This window comes from Caballeronia sp. LZ034LL (genome assembly GCF_031451215.1).
In the GTDB taxonomy this organism is placed as follows: Bacteria; Pseudomonadota; Gammaproteobacteria; order Burkholderiales; family Burkholderiaceae; genus Caballeronia.
Genome location: NZ_JARUXR010000001.1, coordinates 1606212 through 1624079, shown reverse-complemented (window position 1 = coordinate 1624079; position 17868 = coordinate 1606212). Strand labels below are relative to the sequence as shown.

The 17868-nt window shown below is 65.5% G+C and carries 17 protein-coding genes; 11 read left to right on the top strand and 6 right to left on the bottom strand.

Annotated features, from left to right (window positions below):
- Positions 1-7: 7 nt before the first annotated feature.
- The 4 genes from QCE83_RS07480 to QCE83_RS07465 all read right to left on the bottom strand — a co-directional run bounded on the left by QCE83_RS07480 (position 8) and on the right by QCE83_RS07465 (position 5786).
- Positions 8-946, bottom strand: a complete 939-nt coding sequence (locus tag QCE83_RS07480) for a DmsC/YnfH family molybdoenzyme membrane anchor subunit (RefSeq protein ID WP_309808437.1) — start codon at positions 944-946, stop codon at positions 8-10.
- A gap of 19 nt (positions 947-965) precedes the next feature.
- Complete coding sequence (locus tag QCE83_RS07475) at positions 966-1700, bottom strand: 4Fe-4S dicluster domain-containing protein (RefSeq protein WP_309808436.1); 735 nt, start codon at positions 1698-1700, stop codon at positions 966-968.
- A gap of 11 nt (positions 1701-1711) precedes the next feature.
- The gene (locus tag QCE83_RS07470; RefSeq protein ID WP_309808435.1) at positions 1712-4642 is read right to left on the bottom strand and encodes a molybdopterin oxidoreductase family protein; all 2931 of its coding nucleotides are present in this window, start codon (positions 4640-4642) and stop codon (positions 1712-1714) included.
- A 67-nt stretch (positions 4643-4709) separates the two neighbouring features.
- A complete protein-coding gene (locus tag QCE83_RS07465) occupies positions 4710-5786 on the bottom strand; it encodes a YeiH family protein (protein ID WP_309808434.1) in 1077 nt (358 codons plus the stop codon).
- A 109-nt stretch (positions 5787-5895) separates the two neighbouring features.
- Here QCE83_RS07465 and QCE83_RS07460 point away from each other — a divergent pair, with 109 nt between their 5' ends.
- The 8 genes from QCE83_RS07460 to QCE83_RS07425 all read left to right on the top strand — a co-directional run bounded on the left by QCE83_RS07460 (position 5896) and on the right by QCE83_RS07425 (position 13611).
- On the top strand, positions 5896-6786 hold the full coding sequence (locus QCE83_RS07460; RefSeq protein WP_309808433.1) for a LysR family transcriptional regulator: 891 nt from the start codon (positions 5896-5898) through the stop codon (positions 6784-6786).
- A gap of 107 nt (positions 6787-6893) precedes the next feature.
- On the top strand, positions 6894-7748 hold the full coding sequence (locus tag QCE83_RS07455; RefSeq protein WP_309808432.1) for a TIM barrel protein: 855 nt from the start codon (positions 6894-6896) through the stop codon (positions 7746-7748).
- 58 nt (positions 7749-7806) lie between these two features.
- Positions 7807-8808: a sugar kinase gene (locus QCE83_RS07450; RefSeq protein WP_309808431.1), complete on the top strand. Its 1002-nt coding sequence runs from the start codon at positions 7807-7809 to the stop codon at positions 8806-8808.
- A 126-nt stretch (positions 8809-8934) separates the two neighbouring features.
- Entirely contained in the window at positions 8935-10218 is a 1284-nt protein-coding gene (locus QCE83_RS07445) for an MFS transporter (protein WP_309808430.1), read from the top strand.
- 46 nt (positions 10219-10264) lie between these two features.
- Positions 10265-11233 (top strand): D-glycerate dehydrogenase, encoded by a 969-nt coding sequence (locus tag QCE83_RS07440; RefSeq protein ID WP_309808429.1) that lies wholly within the window; start codon positions 10265-10267, stop codon positions 11231-11233.
- A gap of 105 nt (positions 11234-11338) precedes the next feature.
- Complete coding sequence (locus tag QCE83_RS07435; RefSeq protein ID WP_309808428.1) at positions 11339-12418, top strand: LacI family DNA-binding transcriptional regulator; 1080 nt, start codon at positions 11339-11341, stop codon at positions 12416-12418.
- Between the two features lie 9 nt (positions 12419-12427).
- Complete coding sequence (locus tag QCE83_RS07430; protein ID WP_309808427.1) at positions 12428-13207, top strand: YhfC family glutamic-type intramembrane protease; 780 nt, start codon at positions 12428-12430, stop codon at positions 13205-13207.
- Positions 13208-13245: 38 nt separating this feature from the next.
- Positions 13246-13611: a DUF3022 domain-containing protein gene (locus QCE83_RS07425; protein WP_309808426.1), complete on the top strand. Its 366-nt coding sequence runs from the start codon at positions 13246-13248 to the stop codon at positions 13609-13611.
- Between the two features lie 25 nt (positions 13612-13636).
- On the opposite strand, the gene QCE83_RS07420 is transcribed toward QCE83_RS07425, so the two are convergent.
- The gene (locus QCE83_RS07420) at positions 13637-14065 is read right to left on the bottom strand and encodes a PGDYG domain-containing protein (RefSeq protein WP_309808425.1); all 429 of its coding nucleotides are present in this window, start codon (positions 14063-14065) and stop codon (positions 13637-13639) included.
- A gap of 124 nt (positions 14066-14189) precedes the next feature.
- On the bottom strand, positions 14190-14729 hold the full coding sequence (locus QCE83_RS07415) for a Spy/CpxP family protein refolding chaperone (RefSeq protein WP_309808424.1): 540 nt from the start codon (positions 14727-14729) through the stop codon (positions 14190-14192).
- 145 nt (positions 14730-14874) lie between these two features.
- On the opposite strand from QCE83_RS07415, the gene QCE83_RS07410 reads away from it, so the two are divergent.
- From QCE83_RS07410 to QCE83_RS07400, 3 genes are all read left to right on the top strand, one after another.
- A complete protein-coding gene (locus tag QCE83_RS07410) occupies positions 14875-15765 on the top strand; it encodes a LysR family transcriptional regulator (RefSeq protein ID WP_309808423.1) in 891 nt (296 codons plus the stop codon).
- Between the two features lie 376 nt (positions 15766-16141).
- A complete protein-coding gene (locus QCE83_RS07405) occupies positions 16142-16597 on the top strand; it encodes an Lrp/AsnC family transcriptional regulator (RefSeq protein WP_309808422.1) in 456 nt (151 codons plus the stop codon).
- 150 nt (positions 16598-16747) lie between these two features.
- On the top strand, positions 16748-17857 hold the full coding sequence (locus QCE83_RS07400) for a saccharopine dehydrogenase C-terminal domain-containing protein (protein WP_309808421.1): 1110 nt from the start codon (positions 16748-16750) through the stop codon (positions 17855-17857).
- Positions 17858-17868: the final 11 nt, after the last annotated feature.

Sequence of the window (17868 nt, the reverse complement as noted above, 5' to 3'; positions counted from 1 at the left end):
CAGCTGATCACGAAGCCCGCGCGTAGTAGATGTTCTGCGGGTGGCGCGCTTCCGCGAAGAAGAACCATCGTTCGGCGACGAGTCCCAGATACTGCGTGACGAAGGCCACGCAGAACAGCGCGGCGGACTGCGCGCCGATGCCCGCGACCATCAGCACGAAGGGCACGCCGAACGCGCCGATCAGGAAGGTCCACTTGATGCGGCGGATCGCCTGCACGGTCTGTCCATGGAAGAACTCGCGCAGGTTGAAGGCGCCCGCTGTGAAGCCGCGCGATTTCTGCACGACGTTGGGCCCCTTGATGCCCGTCGCGCTCTGCACGGTGGACTTGGGCCGCAGACGCGCGTTGCGCTGTAACGACGCGACACGCGCCACACAACCCGCGAGCGTCAGCGTGCAGGCGCAGGCCGCGAGCCCCGCGGCGAGCGACGGCGCGAGCCACGCCGCGCCTGCGCTGGCGAGCGTGAACCCGGACGCGCAGCCGAGCAGCACGAAGTTGACCAGCGTGAGCGGCGTCGCCCATTCCTGGAGGAAGCGCAGGCACGCGTAGATCATCGCGGTGCAGACGAACAGCGCGGCCGCCGCGAGCACGCCGATCAAGCCGATGGCCAGCGACCACGTCGCGCCGAGCCAGTGCGCAAAACCGTAGAGCGCGGCGCAGCCGAGAAAGGCCGGCAGGCACAGGCATTCGCGCGAGAGCCATGAGGTGCGCCACATCGCGATGGCGCGCCACGCGCGTTCCGGATGGCCGAGGTGAAAGAACGACGCGATCAGTCCAAGGCCGCCGAGCGCCACGGCAACCGCCGCGCCGACGACGAAGAAGGTCTGCGACGGCCTGGCGAACACGCCGATGCGCGCCAGCAGTTCCACGCCGACGAGCGCGATCAGCAGGCCTTGCGCGGCGCCGCTCAGGGTCGTGAGGAACACGACAGAAAACGCGGGTTTCATGAGGATGCTCCGTGAGAGGTCAGACGCGGGCGGCCATGGCCGCCAGATTCAGTTCGCCGTGGGCGTCGAGCGCGTCATCGTCGGCGGCATTCGACTCGCCATTGGATTTACACCCGCACGAACCGCTGCCGCACGCATTCACCGGATTGCGCGGCAAGTAGTGATTCGCGGGCTTCGTGTCCCATTCGGGCATCAGCTGATAGCCGCCGCGCTCTTCGATCGCCTTCGAGACGACCGACTCCGGATCATGGATGTCGCCGAAAAGCCGCGCCGAAGTCGGGCACGCGAGCACGCAGGCAGGCTTGCGGTCGCGCTCGGGCAGCGCCTCGTTATAGATGCGGTCGGCGCACAGCGTGCACTTGGTCATCTCCTTGCGTTCTTCGTCGAGTTCGCGCGCGCCGTAGGGGCACGCCCACGCGCAGTACTTGCAGCCGATGCACTTGTCGAAATCCACCAGCACGAGCCCGTCTTCCTTGCGCTTGTAGCTCGCGCCGGTCGGACAGACGGGCACGCACGGCGGGTCCTCGCAGTGCAGACACGACTTCGGGAAGTGAATGGTGTCGGCGAGCGGAAATTCGCCCGACTCATAGGTCTGCACGCGGTTGAAGAAGGTGCCGGAGGGATCGGCGTCGTAGGGGCGCTGATCCGCGAGGCTGCCCGCTTCGCCGGAGGTGTTCCATTCCTTGCAGCTCGTCACGCAGGCATGGCAGCCGACGCAGACGTTCAGATCGATCACGAGGGCCATCTGGGTCATCGGAGTCTCCTTCAGTTGCCCGGGTTGCGCTTCAACGCGTTGCGCAGGCGCGCCGCGAACTCGCCGCGTCCCGCGAAGTAGGTCTGCACCACGCGCTGCACCGGTCCGGCCATGCCCGGCGCGGGACGCATCGGCGGAAATTGCGGCAGGGTGTGGCGCGCGTCGGCTTCAGCGGGATAGACGCGCACGCGCACGTCGTACCACGCCGCCTGTCCCGTCACGGGGTCCGAATTGGAGTAGCGGGCGCCGTCGCGCTGCGGGTCGGGGATTTCATCGGTGATGAGGTGATTGAGCAGGAAGCCGCGTTGCGATTCGTTGGCCCCGGCGCCGAGGCTCCACGCACCCGAGGCCTTGCCGATCGCGTTCCAGGTCCACACGGTGCCGGGCTCGACCGCCTCGCTGTAGCGCGCCATGCAGCGCACCTTGCCCCATGGCGATTCGACGTAGATCCAGCCGCCGTCCTCGATGCCGTTCGCCTGCGCCATGCGCGGATTCATGTACAGCAGGTTCTCGCCATGAATCTGCCGCAGCCACGCGTTCTGCGAGTCCCACGAGTGATACATCGCCATCGGGCGTTGCGTGACGGCGGCGAGCGGATAGCGTTCGAGGTCGGTCGTGTCGCGTTCGAGCGGGGCGTACCAGAAAGGCAGCGGATCGAAGTAATGCTCGATGCGCGCACGCAGATGGTCAGGCGGCTGCCGGCCCTTCGTGCGTCCCTGGGCGGCAAGGCGGAACTTCTGCATCACGTCGGAGTAGAGCTGGATCAGGATCGGCGTGTCGAACTTGCGGAAGCCTTTTTCCACCGACCACTTCAGGTACGGCCCGTTCTGGCCGCGCATGTACTGGAATTCCTCGGGCATCGTGTAGTGGAAGACGCAGTCGTGCTTCGCATACTCTTCCCACTGGTTCGGATTCGGCTCGCCGACCAGCGCATCTTTGCCGTCCTTGCCGCGCCAGCCCATCAGGAAGCCCACGCCCGAGCCCGGCGCGGTCTGGTGATTGACGATGAAGTCCGGATAGTCGCGATACTTGCGCGTGCCTTCCGGCGTCGTGAAGGCGGGCAGCTTCAGCCGGCTGCCGAGTTCGACGAGCACTTCCTGGAACGGCCGGCATTCGCCGGTGCGCGGCACGACCGGTACGCGTACCGAATCGCACGGACCGTCGAACTCGGAGATCGGGCGATCGAGCATCGACATCGCGTCGTGGCGTTCGAGATAGGTCGTGTCGGGCAGCACGAGATCGGCGAACGCGGTCATCTCGGACTGGAATGCATCGCACACGACGATGAACGGAATCTTGTATGCGCCGCTTGCGTCCTTGTCGGCGAGCATCTTGCGCACTTCCATCGTGTTCATCGACGAGTTCCAGGCCATGTTGGCCATGAAGATCATCAGCGTGTCGATGGGATACGGATCGCCGCGCCAGGCGTTCGTGATGACGCTGTGCATCACGCCATGCACCGCGAGCGGATATTCCCACGAGAAGGCCTTGTCGATGCGCACCGGCGTGCCGTCGTCGTGGATGAACAGGTCCTCGGGCGCGGCGGGCCAGCCGAGCGGGCCGCTGGCGAGCGGCGTATTGGGCTGCACCTGGTCGGGATGATTCGGCGGTTTCGCGGACGGCGGCACCGCGCGCGGAAACGGCGACTTGTGGCGGAAGCCGCCCGGCCGGTCGATGGTGCCGAGCAAGGACATCAGCACCGCGAGGCCGCGAATCGACTGGAAGCCGTTCGAGTGCGCAGCAAGGCCGCGCATCGCATGGAACGCGATGGGATTGCCCGTCACGTGTTCATGCGTCTTGCCCCAGGCGTCAGTCCAGCGGATCGGCAGGCTGATCTTGTGGTCGCGGCTCACCTGGATCATTTCGGCGGCGAGACGCCGGATGGTCGCGACCGGAATGCCGGTGATCTCCGCCGCCCACTCCGGCGTGCAGGACGCCACCTGCTCGCGCAACAGCGCGAAGGACGGCGCGACGGGCGTGCCGTCTTCGAGCGTATAGCGGCCGTCGAGCGCGGGCTCGGCGTCCGGCGCGTGATGCGCGACCGCGCGGTTCGTCTTCGTGTCCCACCACAGATGATTCTGCGGGAAGAGCTTGTTGCCTTCGGGCGTGCCGGCATCCTCGACGAACAAGCCGAAGCGCTCGCTCGCCTCGTTCATGTCGAGCAGCTCGGCCGCGTTGGTGTAGCGCGTGACGAACTCGTGGTCGTAGGCGTCGGCGGCGATCAGTTCGTGGATCAGCGCCATGAAGAGGGCGCCGTCGGTGCCCGGGCGGATCGGCACCCATTCGTCGGCGATGGCCGCATAACCCGTGCGCACCGGATTGATCGCGATGAAGCGTCCGCCCGCGCGCTTGAACTTCGAGATGGCGATCTTGAGCGGATTCGAGTGATGATCCTCCGCCGTGCCGATCATGAAGAACAGCTTCGACTGGTCGAGATCGGGACCGCCGAACTCCCAGAACGAGCCGCCCATCGTGTAGATCATGCCGGCCGCCATGTTGGCCGAGCAGAAGCCGCCGTGCGCGGCGTAATTGGGCGTGCCGAAGTTCTTCGCGAACAGGCCGGTCAGCGCCTGCATCTGGTCGCGGCCGGTGAAGAGGGCGAACTGTTTGGGATCGGTGGCGCGCAGATGCGCGAGACGTTTTTCGAGTGTGTCGAGGGCCACGTCCCACGACACCGGCTCGAACTGCGCCTCGCCGCGCAACGCGCCGGGCTTGCGCATCAGCGGCTGGGTGAGACGCGCGGGCGAGTACTGCTTCATGATGCCCGACGCGCCTTTCGCGCAGATCACGCCCTGGTTCAATGGATGGTTCGGATTGCCGTCGATGTAGCGAACCTCGCCGTCGCGCAAATGCACGCGGATGCCGCAACGGCATGCGCACATGTAGCACGTCGTGGTCTTGACATCGAGCGTCTCGTTCTGGGTGCGAGCGCCGTGTTCCATGAGTGCTCCTTCAAAAAGCGCCATCGCGCGATGGGGAGTTCGCGCGATGGGTGCTGCAACAACCCGGTCAGCCGAACAGACGCTCGACGCCGAGGGTGATCGCAAGACCGCCGCCAACAAGCCATGCATACAGGATCGCGCCGGTGGCGAGCGCACGCGGGCCGGCTGCGCGAATCTGCGCGAAGCGGGTTTCCATGCCGAGCGCCGTCATGGCCATCGTGAGCGCGAAGGTGTCGAGCATGTTGATCGTGCTGGTGGCGGTATCGGGCAGGACGTGCAGCGAGTTCACGACGACCAGTGCGAGGAAGCCGAGCGCAAACCACGGCACCGCGACCTTGCCCTTGCCTTGGGTCGGGTCCTGACCTGCGGCGGCGTTGCGCGAGCGGCTGATCCAGAAACCGATGACCAGCAGCACGGGCACCAGCAGCATCACGCGCGTCATCTTCACGATGGTGGCGATGTGCGTCGCTTCCGGACTGACGTTGCTCGCCGCGCCGACCACTTGGGCGACTTCATGGATCGTGCCGCCGAAGAACAGGCCTGCGCCGAGGGTATCGAGATGCAGCCAGCCGGCATTGAGCGCGAGCGGATAGAGGAACATCGAGAGCGTGCCGAACAGCACGACGCTGCCGACCGCCATCGCGCTCTTGTGCGGCTTGGACTGGAGCGTGGATTCGAAGGCGAGCACGGCGGCCGCGCCGCAGATGGCGCTGCCGGCGGCGGTGAGCAGCGCGGTGTCGCGGTCGAGCTTCATGAGCTTCATGCCGGCCCAGGTGCCCACGACGAGCGTGCTGACGACGACCAGCACTGACACCGTGAACCCGGCTGCGCCGACCTGCGCGATCTCCTGCAGGCTGACCCGCAGGCCGAAGAACGCGACGGCGATGCGCAACAGCTTGCGCGCCGAGAAGTTGACGCCGGCGGCCCAGCTGTCGGGCATGCCGTGGCGCAGTGCGTTGCCGTAGAGCGCGCCCGCGATGATGCCGACGATCAGCGGGCTGATCCCGAGTCCCGCAATGGCGGGCACGGCGGCAACACGAGTGACGGCGGCGGCAAACAGCGCGACGAAGAGAATGCCGTTGAGCTGTCCGCGTGTCGAAGACGCGGCGGGTGCCAGAGGTGAGGCGGACGGGACCGTGGACATGGAGGGCTGGAGTATGGGTGATCGACAGGCTAATCCTATTCTCGATATATCAATATGAAAAATCGTGATTTAGAATGTCAAATATCGGATAAGCGGATATTTGAAAGCGATGACCCCGGAACAGCTGATAACGTTCGCGACCGTTGCGGAACACGGCAACATCAGCCGCGCAGCGGTGGCGCTTCATCTCTCGCAGCCTGCGGTCTCGGGGCAATTGCGGCTGTTGCAGGACGAATTCGGCGAGCCGCTATATCAACGCGACGGCCGCGGCATCCGCCTGACAGCGGCCGGCGAACAACTGCTCGGGCACGCCGAACGGCTGCGTGAAACCTTCGCCCAGGCCCATGCGCTGCGCGATGCGCTGCGGGGGCTCGAACGCGGCACGCTGCGTATCGGCGCCAGTACGACGCCCGCCAGCTACCTGCTGCCGTACCTGATCGCGGCGTTTCACAAGCGCTATCCCGATGTCACCGTGACGACCATCGACGGCAATACCAGCGACATCGTCGCGGCGCTCGGCGCGCTCGACATCGCATTGGTCGAAGGCCCGGCCGGGCAGGAGCTGCCGCTCGGCACCACGGTGACGTCGTGGCGCGAGGACGAGATCGTCGCGATTGCGCCGAAAGGGCATCCGCTCGCGGACGGCCGCGAGTTCGTCACGCTCGATGAACTGGGCGCGCAACCGCTGGTGTTGCGCGAGCCGGGCTCGGGGGTACGGTTGATCGTCGAACGGGCGTTCGCGGAACACGGCGCACCAATGCGCGCGGCGCTCGAAATCGCGGGCGTGGAGGGCGTGAAGGAGGCGGTGCGCGCGGGGATGGGCATCGGCTTCGTTTCGGCGATGTCGATCCGGCACGAGGACAATGCGCTGCAACGGCTGCGCCTCGCGCCCGAACCGCTCACGCGGCGTTTCTCCATTTTGTTGCCGCATGCCGCTACGCCGTCGCGGGTCGCCACGCGCTTCCTGGAACTGTGCGAGGAGCCCGGACTGATCGGCTAGGGAATTCCACTATGGCGTGCCTCCCGCACTCTGACGCACCATTCGCTCTGAATCAGGACGCTGCGGCGTCTTTTTTGAAAACTTCAAATGGAACCGGTTCCAGTCGTATGAATCGGACCAAAATCGATGGTGGCTGGCAGGTGAAGCAGAAGTCTCGACAGAAAGTGGTGCCGGAGGTGGTGATCGTCGCGAGCGCGTTCGGCGCCGAGGCGATTCGTTGCGATGGTCACGCCGTCTGGGCCAGCGCGGCGGCGCGGGCGGGCGCGCACGGCTTCGAAGTGCGCCGCGAGCTGTTCGCAAGCGCTGCCGAGGTCCAGCCATCCGCGCTCGCGCGCCTCGGCGAACGGATTCGCGCGCGGGGTTTGTGGACCGTGTATTCCACGCCCGCCTGTCTGTTTCGCGACGACGGCGCGCTCGATTCAGACGCGCTTGCGCTGGCGATCAACGAAGCTGCGGCCCTGGGCGCGCGTCTCGTAAAGCTGCAACTGGGCGGCACGGAGCGCGCGGTCAAGACGGATGGCGTCACGCTGGATCGGCTGCTGTCGGGTGTCGCGACGTCGCGGGCGCGTGTGGTGGTCGAGAACGGACAGTTGATGGCGGGCGGAACGATCGGCGCGTTCGAGACGCTGTTCGCCGCACTGCCGCGCCAGAGCGGCCTCGCGATGACCTTCGATACCGGCAACTGGCAGTGGGCGGAGCAGGATCCGCTCGATGCCGCCCGACGGCTTGCGCCGCATGTCGCCTACGTGCATTGCAAGGCGGTGATGGGCGAAGGCGGGCGTCGTTTCGCCGCCGCGCCGGCCGACGGCGACGCGCGTTTCGCGACGCTGCTCGCGCAGTTGCCGGGCGACGTGCCGCGCGGCATCGAATATCCGTTCATGGCAGGCGCGGACATCTCGCTCGCCGACGATGCCATGCGGCAGGTTGCCCGCATCGGCGCATTTGCGCGGCATTTTGAATAACGCATTTTGCATTCACCAGTGCATTTTGCATTCAGCATCAACCTGTAGAGGAACCGACATGCAAGCTCAGACCGACTCACTGGACGTCGTCACCTACGGCGAGGCAATGACGATGTTCGTCGCGGCCCAGACCGGCGATCTCGCCCGCGTCGGCCAGTTCACCAAGCGGGTGGCGGGCGCGGACCTGAACGTGGCGATCGGGCTGTCGCGGCTCGGCTTCAAGGTGGGCTGGATGAGCCGCGTCGGCAACGATTCGTTCGGCCGCTACGTGCTGGACGTGCTAGCGGCAGAGGGCATCGACGCGCGCCGCGTGACGGTGGACCGGCGCTATCCGACCGGCTTCCAGCTCAAGGGCAAGTGCGACGACGGCAGCGACCCGGCAGTGGAGTACTTCCGCGCCGGATCGGCGGCCAGTCACCTGTCGCTCGACGACTACGCTGCCGACTACGTCCTCGGCGCACGCCATCTGCATCTGACGGGCGTCGCTCCGGCGATTTCCGCGACTTCACGCGAACTCGCCTTCCACATGGCCCGCGAAATGCGTGCGGCAGGCAAGACGATCTCGTTCGATCCGAACCTGCGGCCGACTTTGTGGCCGTCACGCGAAGCCATGGCGGAGTCGCTCAATGCACTGGCCGCGCTGGCCGACTGGGTGCTGCCAGGCGTAACCGAGGGCCTGACGCTGACCGGCTATGCGAAGCCCGAGGACATTGCCGCGTTCTATCTCGAGCGCGGCGCGAAGGGCGTGGTCGTGAAACTGGGTGCGCATGGCGCGTACTTCCGCACGGCGGACGACGAGCAGGGCATCGTGCCGGCGCTTCCGGTGCCGAACGTGGTCGACACGGTCGGCGCCGGCGACGGCTTCGCTGTGGGCGTGGTGAGCGCGCTGCTCGAAGGACGCGACGTGCGGCATGCCATTGCGCGCGGCAACCGTATCGGCGGGCTGGCGATCCAGGTGATCGGCGACAGCGAAGGCCTGCCGACGCGCGCCGCGCTCGACCTGCTCGAACGGCAGGATGCCAGCGACAGGACGGCCAGCGCCGCGTTCGATCCGGCCTGAACGAGGGCCGCGAAGGCCTTCGATCGTGAATTGAATCGTGCATTCAAAGTGCGTTAAACCGTGCATTCATGTTGCATTCAACATGCACGATGCCGCGCACCCACCGTTCTGCTTCAGGAGACAACCATGCAGACTTCCTCCACTCCCACGCTGGCCGTGCGCCGCTGGTGGGCGATCATGCCGATCGTCTTCATCACCTACAGCCTCGCCTATCTGGATCGCGCGAACTACGGTTTCGCATCGGCCGCCGGCATCAACCAGGATCTCGGCATCAGCAAGGGGCTGTCGTCGCTGATCGGCGCGCTGTTCTTCCTCGGCTATTTCTTCTTTCAGATCCCGGGCGCGATCTACGCCGAGCGGCGCAGCGTGAAGAAGCTGGTGTTCTGGAGCCTGATCCTGTGGGGCGGGTGCGCGGCGCTCACCGGCATGGTGAGCAATATTCCGTCGCTGATGGCGATCCGCTTCGTGCTCGGCGTGGTCGAGGCCGCGGTGATGCCGGCGATGCTCGTGTTCATCGCCAACTGGTTCACAAAGTCGGAGCGCTCGCGCGCGAACACCTTCCTCATCCTCGGCAATCCGGTGACAGTGCTGTGGATGTCGGTCGTATCGGGTTATCTGGTGAATTCGTTCGGCTGGCGTCACATGTTCATCGCGGAAGGCTTGCCGGCCGTGGTCTGGGCGGTGATCTGGTGGTTCATCGTGAAGGACAAGCCGGCGCAGGTCAGCTGGCTCTCGGAGCAGGAGAAACGCGATCTCGACGCCACGCTGCGCGCCGAGCAGGCGGCGATCAAGCCGGTCAAGAACTACCGCGAGGCCTTCAAGTCGCCGGCCGTCATCAAGCTGTGCGCGCAGTATTTCTGCTGGAGCATCGGCGTGTACGGCTTCGTGCTGTGGCTGCCGTCCATCCTGAAGAGCGGCTCGACGCTCGGCATGGTCGAGACCGGCTGGCTCTCGGCGGTGCCGTATCTCGCGGCGACCATCGCGATGCTGCTGGCGTCCTGGGCGTCGGACAAGCTGCAGGCGCGCAAGGCCTTCGTGTGGCCGTTCCTGCTGATCGGCGCCATTGCCTTCGCGGGCTCGTATCTGCTCGGCTCGACGAACTTCTGGGCCTCGTACGCGCTGCTGGTGATCGCCGGCGCGGCCATGTATGCGCCGTACGGCCCGTTCTTCGCGATCGTGCCCGAGTTGCTGCCGAAGAACGTCGCGGGCGGCGCGATGGCGCTCATCAACAGCATGGGCGCGCTGGGCTCGTTCGTCGGCTCCTATGTTGTCGGCTATCTGAATGGCGCGACCGGTTCGCCTGCTGCCTCCTACGTCTTCATGAGCGCGGCGCTGCTGCTGTCGGTCTGGCTCACGCTGGCCGTCAAGCCGCAGGCCACGGTGCGCACGGGCGTGGCGGCGCGGTCCTGAGCCGTTTATGCTTGGCCCCTCCAACCCGCAATCGCATCGAGCGCCCATGACCCGAACCATTGTTGCCTACAAAGCCTTGCCCCCCGACGTCGACGCCTGGCTGCGCGAGCGCGCCGACGTCATCGATGTCGATCCGAAAGACCACGCCGCATTCGTCGCGGCGCTGCAGCGTGCCGATGGCGCCATCGGCGCAAGCGTGAAGATCTCCGCCGACATGCTCGACGGCGCCACGCGCCTGAAGGCGTTCTCGACGATCTCCGTCGGCTTCGATCAGTTCGATGTCGCCGACCTCACGCGACGTGGCATCGTGCTCACGCATACGCCCGACGTGCTCACGGAATCCACCGCCGACACCGTGTTCGCGCTGATCCTCTCGAGCGCGCGCCGCGTCGTGGAACTGGCCGACTGGGTTCGCGAAGGCCACTGGAAGGGGAGCATCGGCGAGGATTGCTTCGGCGTGGACGTGCAGGGCAAGACGCTCGGCATCGTGGGGCTGGGACGCATCGGCGGGGCGGTCGCACGGCGTGCGGCGCTCGGCTTCCGGATGAACGTGCTCTACACCAACCGCAGCCCGAACGAGCAGGCCGAGCGTGATTACGGCGCGCGGCGTGTCGAACTCGACGAACTGCTCGCGCAGGCCGACTTCGTGTGCCTGCAAGTGCCGCTCACGCCCGAGACGCGCGGCATGATCGGCGCGGCCGAGTTGCGCAAGATGAAGCGCAGCGCGATCCTCATCAATGCGTCGCGTGGCCCGACAGTCGACGAAGCCGCGCTGATCGACGCATTGCGCGACGGCACGATCCGCGGCGCGGGCCTCGATGTGTTCGAGCACGAACCGCTGGCCGCCGATTCACCGTTGCTCGCGATGAAGAATGTCGTCGCGTTGCCGCATATCGGCTCGGCCACGCACGAGACGCGTCACGCGATGGCGCGCAATGCCGCCGAAAACCTGATCGGCGCGCTCGACGGCACGCTTACGCAAAATATCGTCAATCGCGACGTGCTGACGCGCTGAACGACCGGGATCGGACCCGTGCATGCGCTAACATGCGCGATGCGAGCAGAACCATAATCAAGGCCGCGCGTGTCGCCGTCAGGCGCCGCGCGGGCCACGACCCTTATGTCCGACGATCCCTCTTCAACCCAGCCCCCGGCGCCGTTCGTCGCGCGCCGTGCAACGATCACCGATGTCGCCCGCGAGGCGGGCACCGGCAAGACCAGCATCTCGCGCTACCTGAACGGCGAGATGGGCGTGCTGTCGCCCGACCTGCGCGAGCGCATCGAGGCGGCCATCGCCAGGCTGGACTATCGGCCCAATCAGATGGCGCGGGGCCTCAAGCGCGGCCGCAACCGCCTGATCGGCATGCTGCTCGCCGACCTCACCAACCCGTACTCCGTGGAAGTGCTGCAGGGCGTCGAGGCCGCGTGCCACACGCTCGGCTACATGCCGCTCATCTGTCACGCGGCCAACGAGATCGACATGGAGCGGCGCTATCTGCAACTGCTGACGACGTATCGCGTCGAGGGGGTCATCGTCAATGCGCTCGGCGTGAAGGAAGCGTTGCTGCAGGGCTTTGCGCAGGGCGGCATTCCGGTGGTGCTGGTGGACCGCTCGGTGGAAGGGCTCGTCACCGACATGGTCGGGCTCGACAATCACGCGGCCGTGGCGCTGGCCACGCGTCATCTCGTCGCTGCAGGGTTCGACGAGCTGCTGTTCATCGTGCAGCCCGTTACGCACGTCAGCTCGCGGCGTCTGCGCGAAGCGGCCTTTCGTGAAACGGTCGCGGCAATGGACGCGAGCGGCGCAACGCTCGTGATCGATCTCGCCGATGCCTCGGCCGCGCTCGACGAACTCGACGCACGTGTGAGCGCGGCACAGGCAGCGGGCAGGCGCGTCGCGCTGTTCGCGGCGAACGGACCGGTGGCGTTGCGCGTTGCCGTGCATCTGAAGGCGCGCTATGGCGCGGACTGGCAGGCACGCGTCGCGCTGATGTCGATCGACGATTCCGAATGGGCCCAGCTCGCCGGCATGACGACGGTGCGGCAGCCGACCGGCGATATCGGCCGGCGCGCGGTCGAATTCCTGCATGAACGGCTCGGCGGCGCTACGATGCCCGCGCGTGAATGCCTGCTGCCCGGCGAGCTCATCGTGCGCGCTTCCACCGCGCGCGACCCGCACGCGCTATCCCAAGAAACCTGAGGAACTGGAATGGTCAGTGTGTCGACCTTGTTGTGTCTTGCGCTGGCGGCGCTGCTGATCGCCGCGCTGCCCATCGTGCTGTATCGCAGGCTGAGGCCGCGCTTCGGCATCGTGCCGCGCGAGACGATTCTCGGCGTGGGCGTGTTCGCGCTCTTCGCGATGGTCATCGAACGTGCGCTGCATGGCTTCGTGCTCAGCAATGCCGTCACGTCCGGCTGGCTCGCGAGCCCCGCCGTGTTCGTCGTGTATGGCGCGCTGGCCGCCGGCGTATGTGAAGAAGTTGGCCGCTTTCTCGCGATGAAGTGGCTCATCTCGCGCGAACCCGGCGCGCTGGACCGCGTCGGGCCGGGTCTTGGGCTTGGCATCGGTCATGGCGGCGCGGAGGCGTGGATTGTCGGCGTGCTGGTGCAGGTGCAATGGATCATCTACGCGGTGCTCGCCGACCGCGGCACGCTCGATGCCCATTTCGCCAATGCGCCGCTCGAAGCGGTCGCACGCATTCATCTGGTGCTGCTGAGTCTCTCGCCGGTATCGGCGGGCATCTTCGTGATCGAGCGCGCGAGCGCGTTCGTCCTGCAGCTCGGCTTTTCTGCCCTGATGTGGCAGATGTTGCGCGAACGGTCGCGTCATGCGCTGCCGTTCCTGATCGCGGCGCATGCGCTCGTCGGCCTGCCTGCCGCGCTGTTCCAGGCGCGGCTGGTGCCGCTCTTCGCCGCCGATGCCGTGTATCTCGCGCTCGGCGTGTTCGTCGCAGTGGGGCTGGTGCGCTACTATCGGCGCGCTGCCTGAACGGTATCCGACAACTCCCGATCTCTCTTCGACACGGCATGGAAGACTATCAATACGACTGCCCGAGCGCGGACATCGACATGCTCGCGCGTGTGATCTCCGACCTCTTTCCGGAACAGACGCAGTTCGTCGAGCGCAAGGACGACACGGGCCACACGTCGCTCGTGATTCACTACGTGGCCATGCGCTTTGGCGCGCAAGCGCGGCGCATCGCCATCGACGTGCGGTTCGATCCGCACGCACTCGCACGTTACCGGGCGACGCCGCCGCGCATGCACGCGCGCAGTTATGCGGTATTACGCGCCTATGTGGAGGCCACGCTTGGATCGCTGGAGGAGCAGTATGCGAACGGCGAGGCTGTACCGCGCGAAGTGGAACTGGAGATGGGCGAGGACTTCGCCTGACGCGACTGGCTTTTAGCGTCCGTTGTTAAAGCACGCGATACACCTTGGCGAAGCGCGCTGCCTTGACGACGCCGTAGTCACCGGGCGCGTATTGCATGACCCAGTCGCCGGCATCGCCCGTGAGGATGTCGCCGGCGGCCGAGCGCGCGATGGAGAAGGGCTCATGCATCTCGCGAGCAAGCACGATGCTCGGCAGGTTGCGATAGATGCCCGGCTCGCCATGCGCAATGCCGCCTTCGGGCGCGTACTTCGGATCGAAGCGTGCGCGCGACACGACCCAGCGTTCCCCGCCGGCGCCGCTGACGATGGCATCGCCTTGCATGTGCCGGTTCGGGCCTTCGAGACTCATCAGTTCGCCGTCGCCGGCTGCGAATTCGACGGTTACGGCTTCGTCCTTGACGACGCGGCATGCGGCCGGGTCGGAGGCGAGATCGAGCTGGGTCAGATGGAGCATGGTGCGTTGCCGGATGGCATGACGTGGGAATGCGGGATCGTAACGGCATTCGCGCGCATTGTGCACCTCGTCACGTGAAAAAGCCCGCCTGAGCGGGCTTTGTATGCATGATGCAAGAGTGGACTCAGGGCTTGGTCGCCGAAGCCGGCGCTGCCGCGGCCGCATGCGGGCGACGATGCGCACGATGGCGGTGGTCCTTGGCATGCTCGTCGCGGAAGCTGGTGTCGGCGAGTTTCTTCTGTTCCGGCGAGAGGCTTGCGTAAAGCGGTTCGAAAGCTTCGACGAGGCGCTTCGTGCCGTCCGCGTTCGCTTGCGTGATCTGCTGATACTGCTTCATGTCGTCGAGCGCGGACATCGTGCTGCGCTGGGCGACGCGCTGGCGATACAGATCCGCCATGGTGCGGCCGTTGTCGCGCATCACGTCGGCGAACTTCGACCATTGCTCTTCCTGCTGCGGCGTAATCTTGAGGCTCGAGTGGAGCTCAGAAATACGTTCTTCCGTGCGCGCTTCGCGGTTCGACGCGGCCGGCGCTGAAGCAGCGGCTTGGGCAGAAGGAGCGGCCGACGCAGAAGCGGCTGCGGGCGCGGACGATTGCGCGAAGACCGGGCTCAATGCGCCCAGCGAGACCAGCGAGGCGGCCAGGGTGACGAGAGTTCTTTTCATTCGTTGTGTACCTTGAATCGAGATGAAAGGTGGGCGTGCCGGTATGCTGCATGCCGTCGGCGGATATTAGTATCACGATTGCATTCGAATTCGCTTGCATTGCGACAACTGCTTACATTCGATACGACTCTGGAAAATAAGCGCAGTGGATACCTTGTTGAGCATGCGGGTCTTCGTGGCCATCGTGGACCTGGGCAGCCTGAGCGCCGCGGCCGAGCGCTTTTCGATTTCCGCGCCGATGGCGGGCAAGCACTTGCAGGCGCTGGAGGCGCGTCTGGACACGCGGCTGATGGTGCGAACGACGCGCCGCCAGAGTCTGACCGAGGTGGGCCGTGAATACTATGAACGCTGCCGCCGCATTCTCGCCGAGGTCGATGCCGCCGATACGCTTGCAGAATCCATGAGCGCGACGCCGCGCGGCGTGTTGCGCGTGACGGTGCCGCTGACGTACGGCGTGCATTTCGTCACGCCGGCCGTGACCGAGTTTCTGGCGGCGTTTCCGCAGATCGCGGTGGAGCTGGATCTCACCAACCGCATGGTCGATATCGTCGAGGAACGCTTCGATGCAGCGGTGCGCATCGGCGCGCTGGCGGATTCGAGCTTCGTCGCGCGCCCGCTGAAGCCCTATGCGATGGCTGTCTGCGCGGCGCCCGGCTATCTCGCGCGTGCGGGGACGCCCGCGACGCCCGCCGATCTCGCGGGACACGAGTGCCTGGGCTTCGTGCATCAGGGACGCGAGGCGGGCTGGCGGCTGGAAGGGGAGGATGATGCGATCCTCGCACGCCGCACCGGGTCCGCGCGCTTTCGGGCAAACAACGGCGAGGCGCTGAAGAAAGCCGCGCTGGCGGGCTTCGGGCTGGTATTGCAGCCGCATGCGCTGGTGGAGGACGAGTTGAATAGCGGCGCGCTGGTGGCGGTGTTGCAGCCGTACTTGCCGAAGTCCTCGCCGGTGCATCTGGTGTATCCCCGTGACACGCGGGCGACGCCGAAGCTGGCCAGTTTCGTCGACTTCATGATGGCGCGGCTGGGGGTGTGATGGTGAGTATTGGTGGACGGTAGTTGTAGGTGGGTGGCCGCAAGCCTTGTACCTCGCCGCGATCTGAATGTACGACGCTGCCGATGTCCCAAGCCCGTCGGCGATAATGCAAAACACAAAATGCCAAATGCCGGTTTGCATTCAAAACGCATAACGCAAAATGCAACGTGGCTGGAGTGAAGTGGGAAGTAGAAGGGAGGCGTGAAGTTGCTTCGCCACCGGCGGGCCGAACGTGAGCACGACACAAAGCACATACCCATGCGTTTGCATACAGGATTACGCATGCCAGATACCCTGGCATTCAAAAGGCATAACGCAAAAGGCATAACGCATAGAACCCACTCAGCTAATTCAAAACGCCAGGAACCACGCACACATGAGACCGCCGCGCCTCGATCAACTCGACGACATCGATCGCAACCTCGTCGCGCTCTTGCAGATGAACGCCCGCGAGAGCGTCGCCGAACTTTCGCGGAAGCTGGGCGTCGCTCGCACGACAGTGATCGCCCGCATCGCCCGGCTCGAGAAGAACCAGGTGATCGCGGGCTATGGCGTGCGGCTCGGGCAGGACGTGCTCGACGCGAGCATCCAGGCCTACGTGGGCATCAAGCTGACGCCGCGATACGAGCGCGATCTGCAGAAGCGTTTCGCGCGCATGCCCGAGATCCAGTTGCTCTGCGCGGTGAGCGGCGAGTTCGATTACGTCGCCTGGCTGCGCGCCGACTCACCCGACCGCCTGAACGACCTGCTCGACGAAATTGGCGCGCTGGAAGGCGTAGAGCGGACGACGACGTCCATCATCCTGGCGCGCAAGATCGACCGGGCTGGCTAGCCGAACACGACAAAACGCAGCATCATCTCGTCGAAACGTCGAAAACCTTCGTCGAAGCGCATCACTTTGCGTCTAGGAACCGCATTCGTCCGCCCCTACACTGTTTGGAGAAGGCTTCGGCCCCACTCGAACACACACAAGGAGACGAATATGAAAGTGGCTCTCGTCGGCGCCGGATTGATCGGTCGAAGCATTGCTCAGTTGCTGCGTGACAGCGGGGATTTCGAAGTGGTCACGTTCGATCGCGACGAACACGCGCTTGCACTGCTCGACGCGCAAGGCTTCGCGACACGCCGTGTCGATTCCGCCGATACCCCCTCGCTGCGGCAGGCGTTGCAAGGCTTCGATGCTCTCGTCAACGCATTGCCTTACTACCTCGCGATCAACGTCGCTTCGGCAGCGAAGGCGGCAGGCGTTCATTATTTCGATCTGACCGAGGACGTCCGCGCGACGCATGCGATCCGCGCCATCGCCGATGATTCGGAACTCGCCTTCATGCCGCAATGCGGTCTCGCGCCGGGTTTCATCGGCATCGTGGCGCACGATCTCGCGAAGCGTCTCGACGATGTTCGCGAAGTCAAGATGCGCGTCGGCGCGCTGCCCGAGTTTCCGACCAACGCGCTCAAGTACAACCTCACCTGGAGCATCGACGGCCTCATCAACGAGTATTGCCAGCCCTGCGAGGCGATTCGCGAAGGCCGTACGCAGTGGGTGCAGCCGCTCGAAGGCGTCGAGCATTTCTCTCTCGATGGCATCGAATACGAGGCGTTCAACACATCGGGCGGACTCGGCACGCTATGCGAAACGCTTGCCGGCAAGGTGGAGACGCTCGACTACAAGTCGGTGCGCTATCCGGGGCATCGCGACCTGATGCAATTCCTGCTCGACGATCTGCGCATGTCCACCGACCGCGACGGTCTCAAGAGCATGCTCAAGCGCGCGGTGCCGTCGACGGCGCAGGACGTGGTGCTGATCTTCGTCACGGTGACAGGCATGCGTCATGGCCAGCTCGTGCAGGACGTGTTCACGCGCAAGATCTTTGCGAAGAATGTGTGCGGCGTGCCGATGAGTGCGATTCAGATCACCACGGCCGGCGCGATTTGCGCCGAACTCGATCTGTTCCGCGAGGGCGTGCTGCCGCAGTCCGGCTTCGTGCGTCAGGAGCAGGTGCCGCTCGAGGCGTTTCTTGAAAACCGCTTCGGCAAGCTGTACGAAGGCGCGAATGCGCTGGCGCCGGCGCGGCGGCTCGCAGTTGCGTGATGTGCATACCG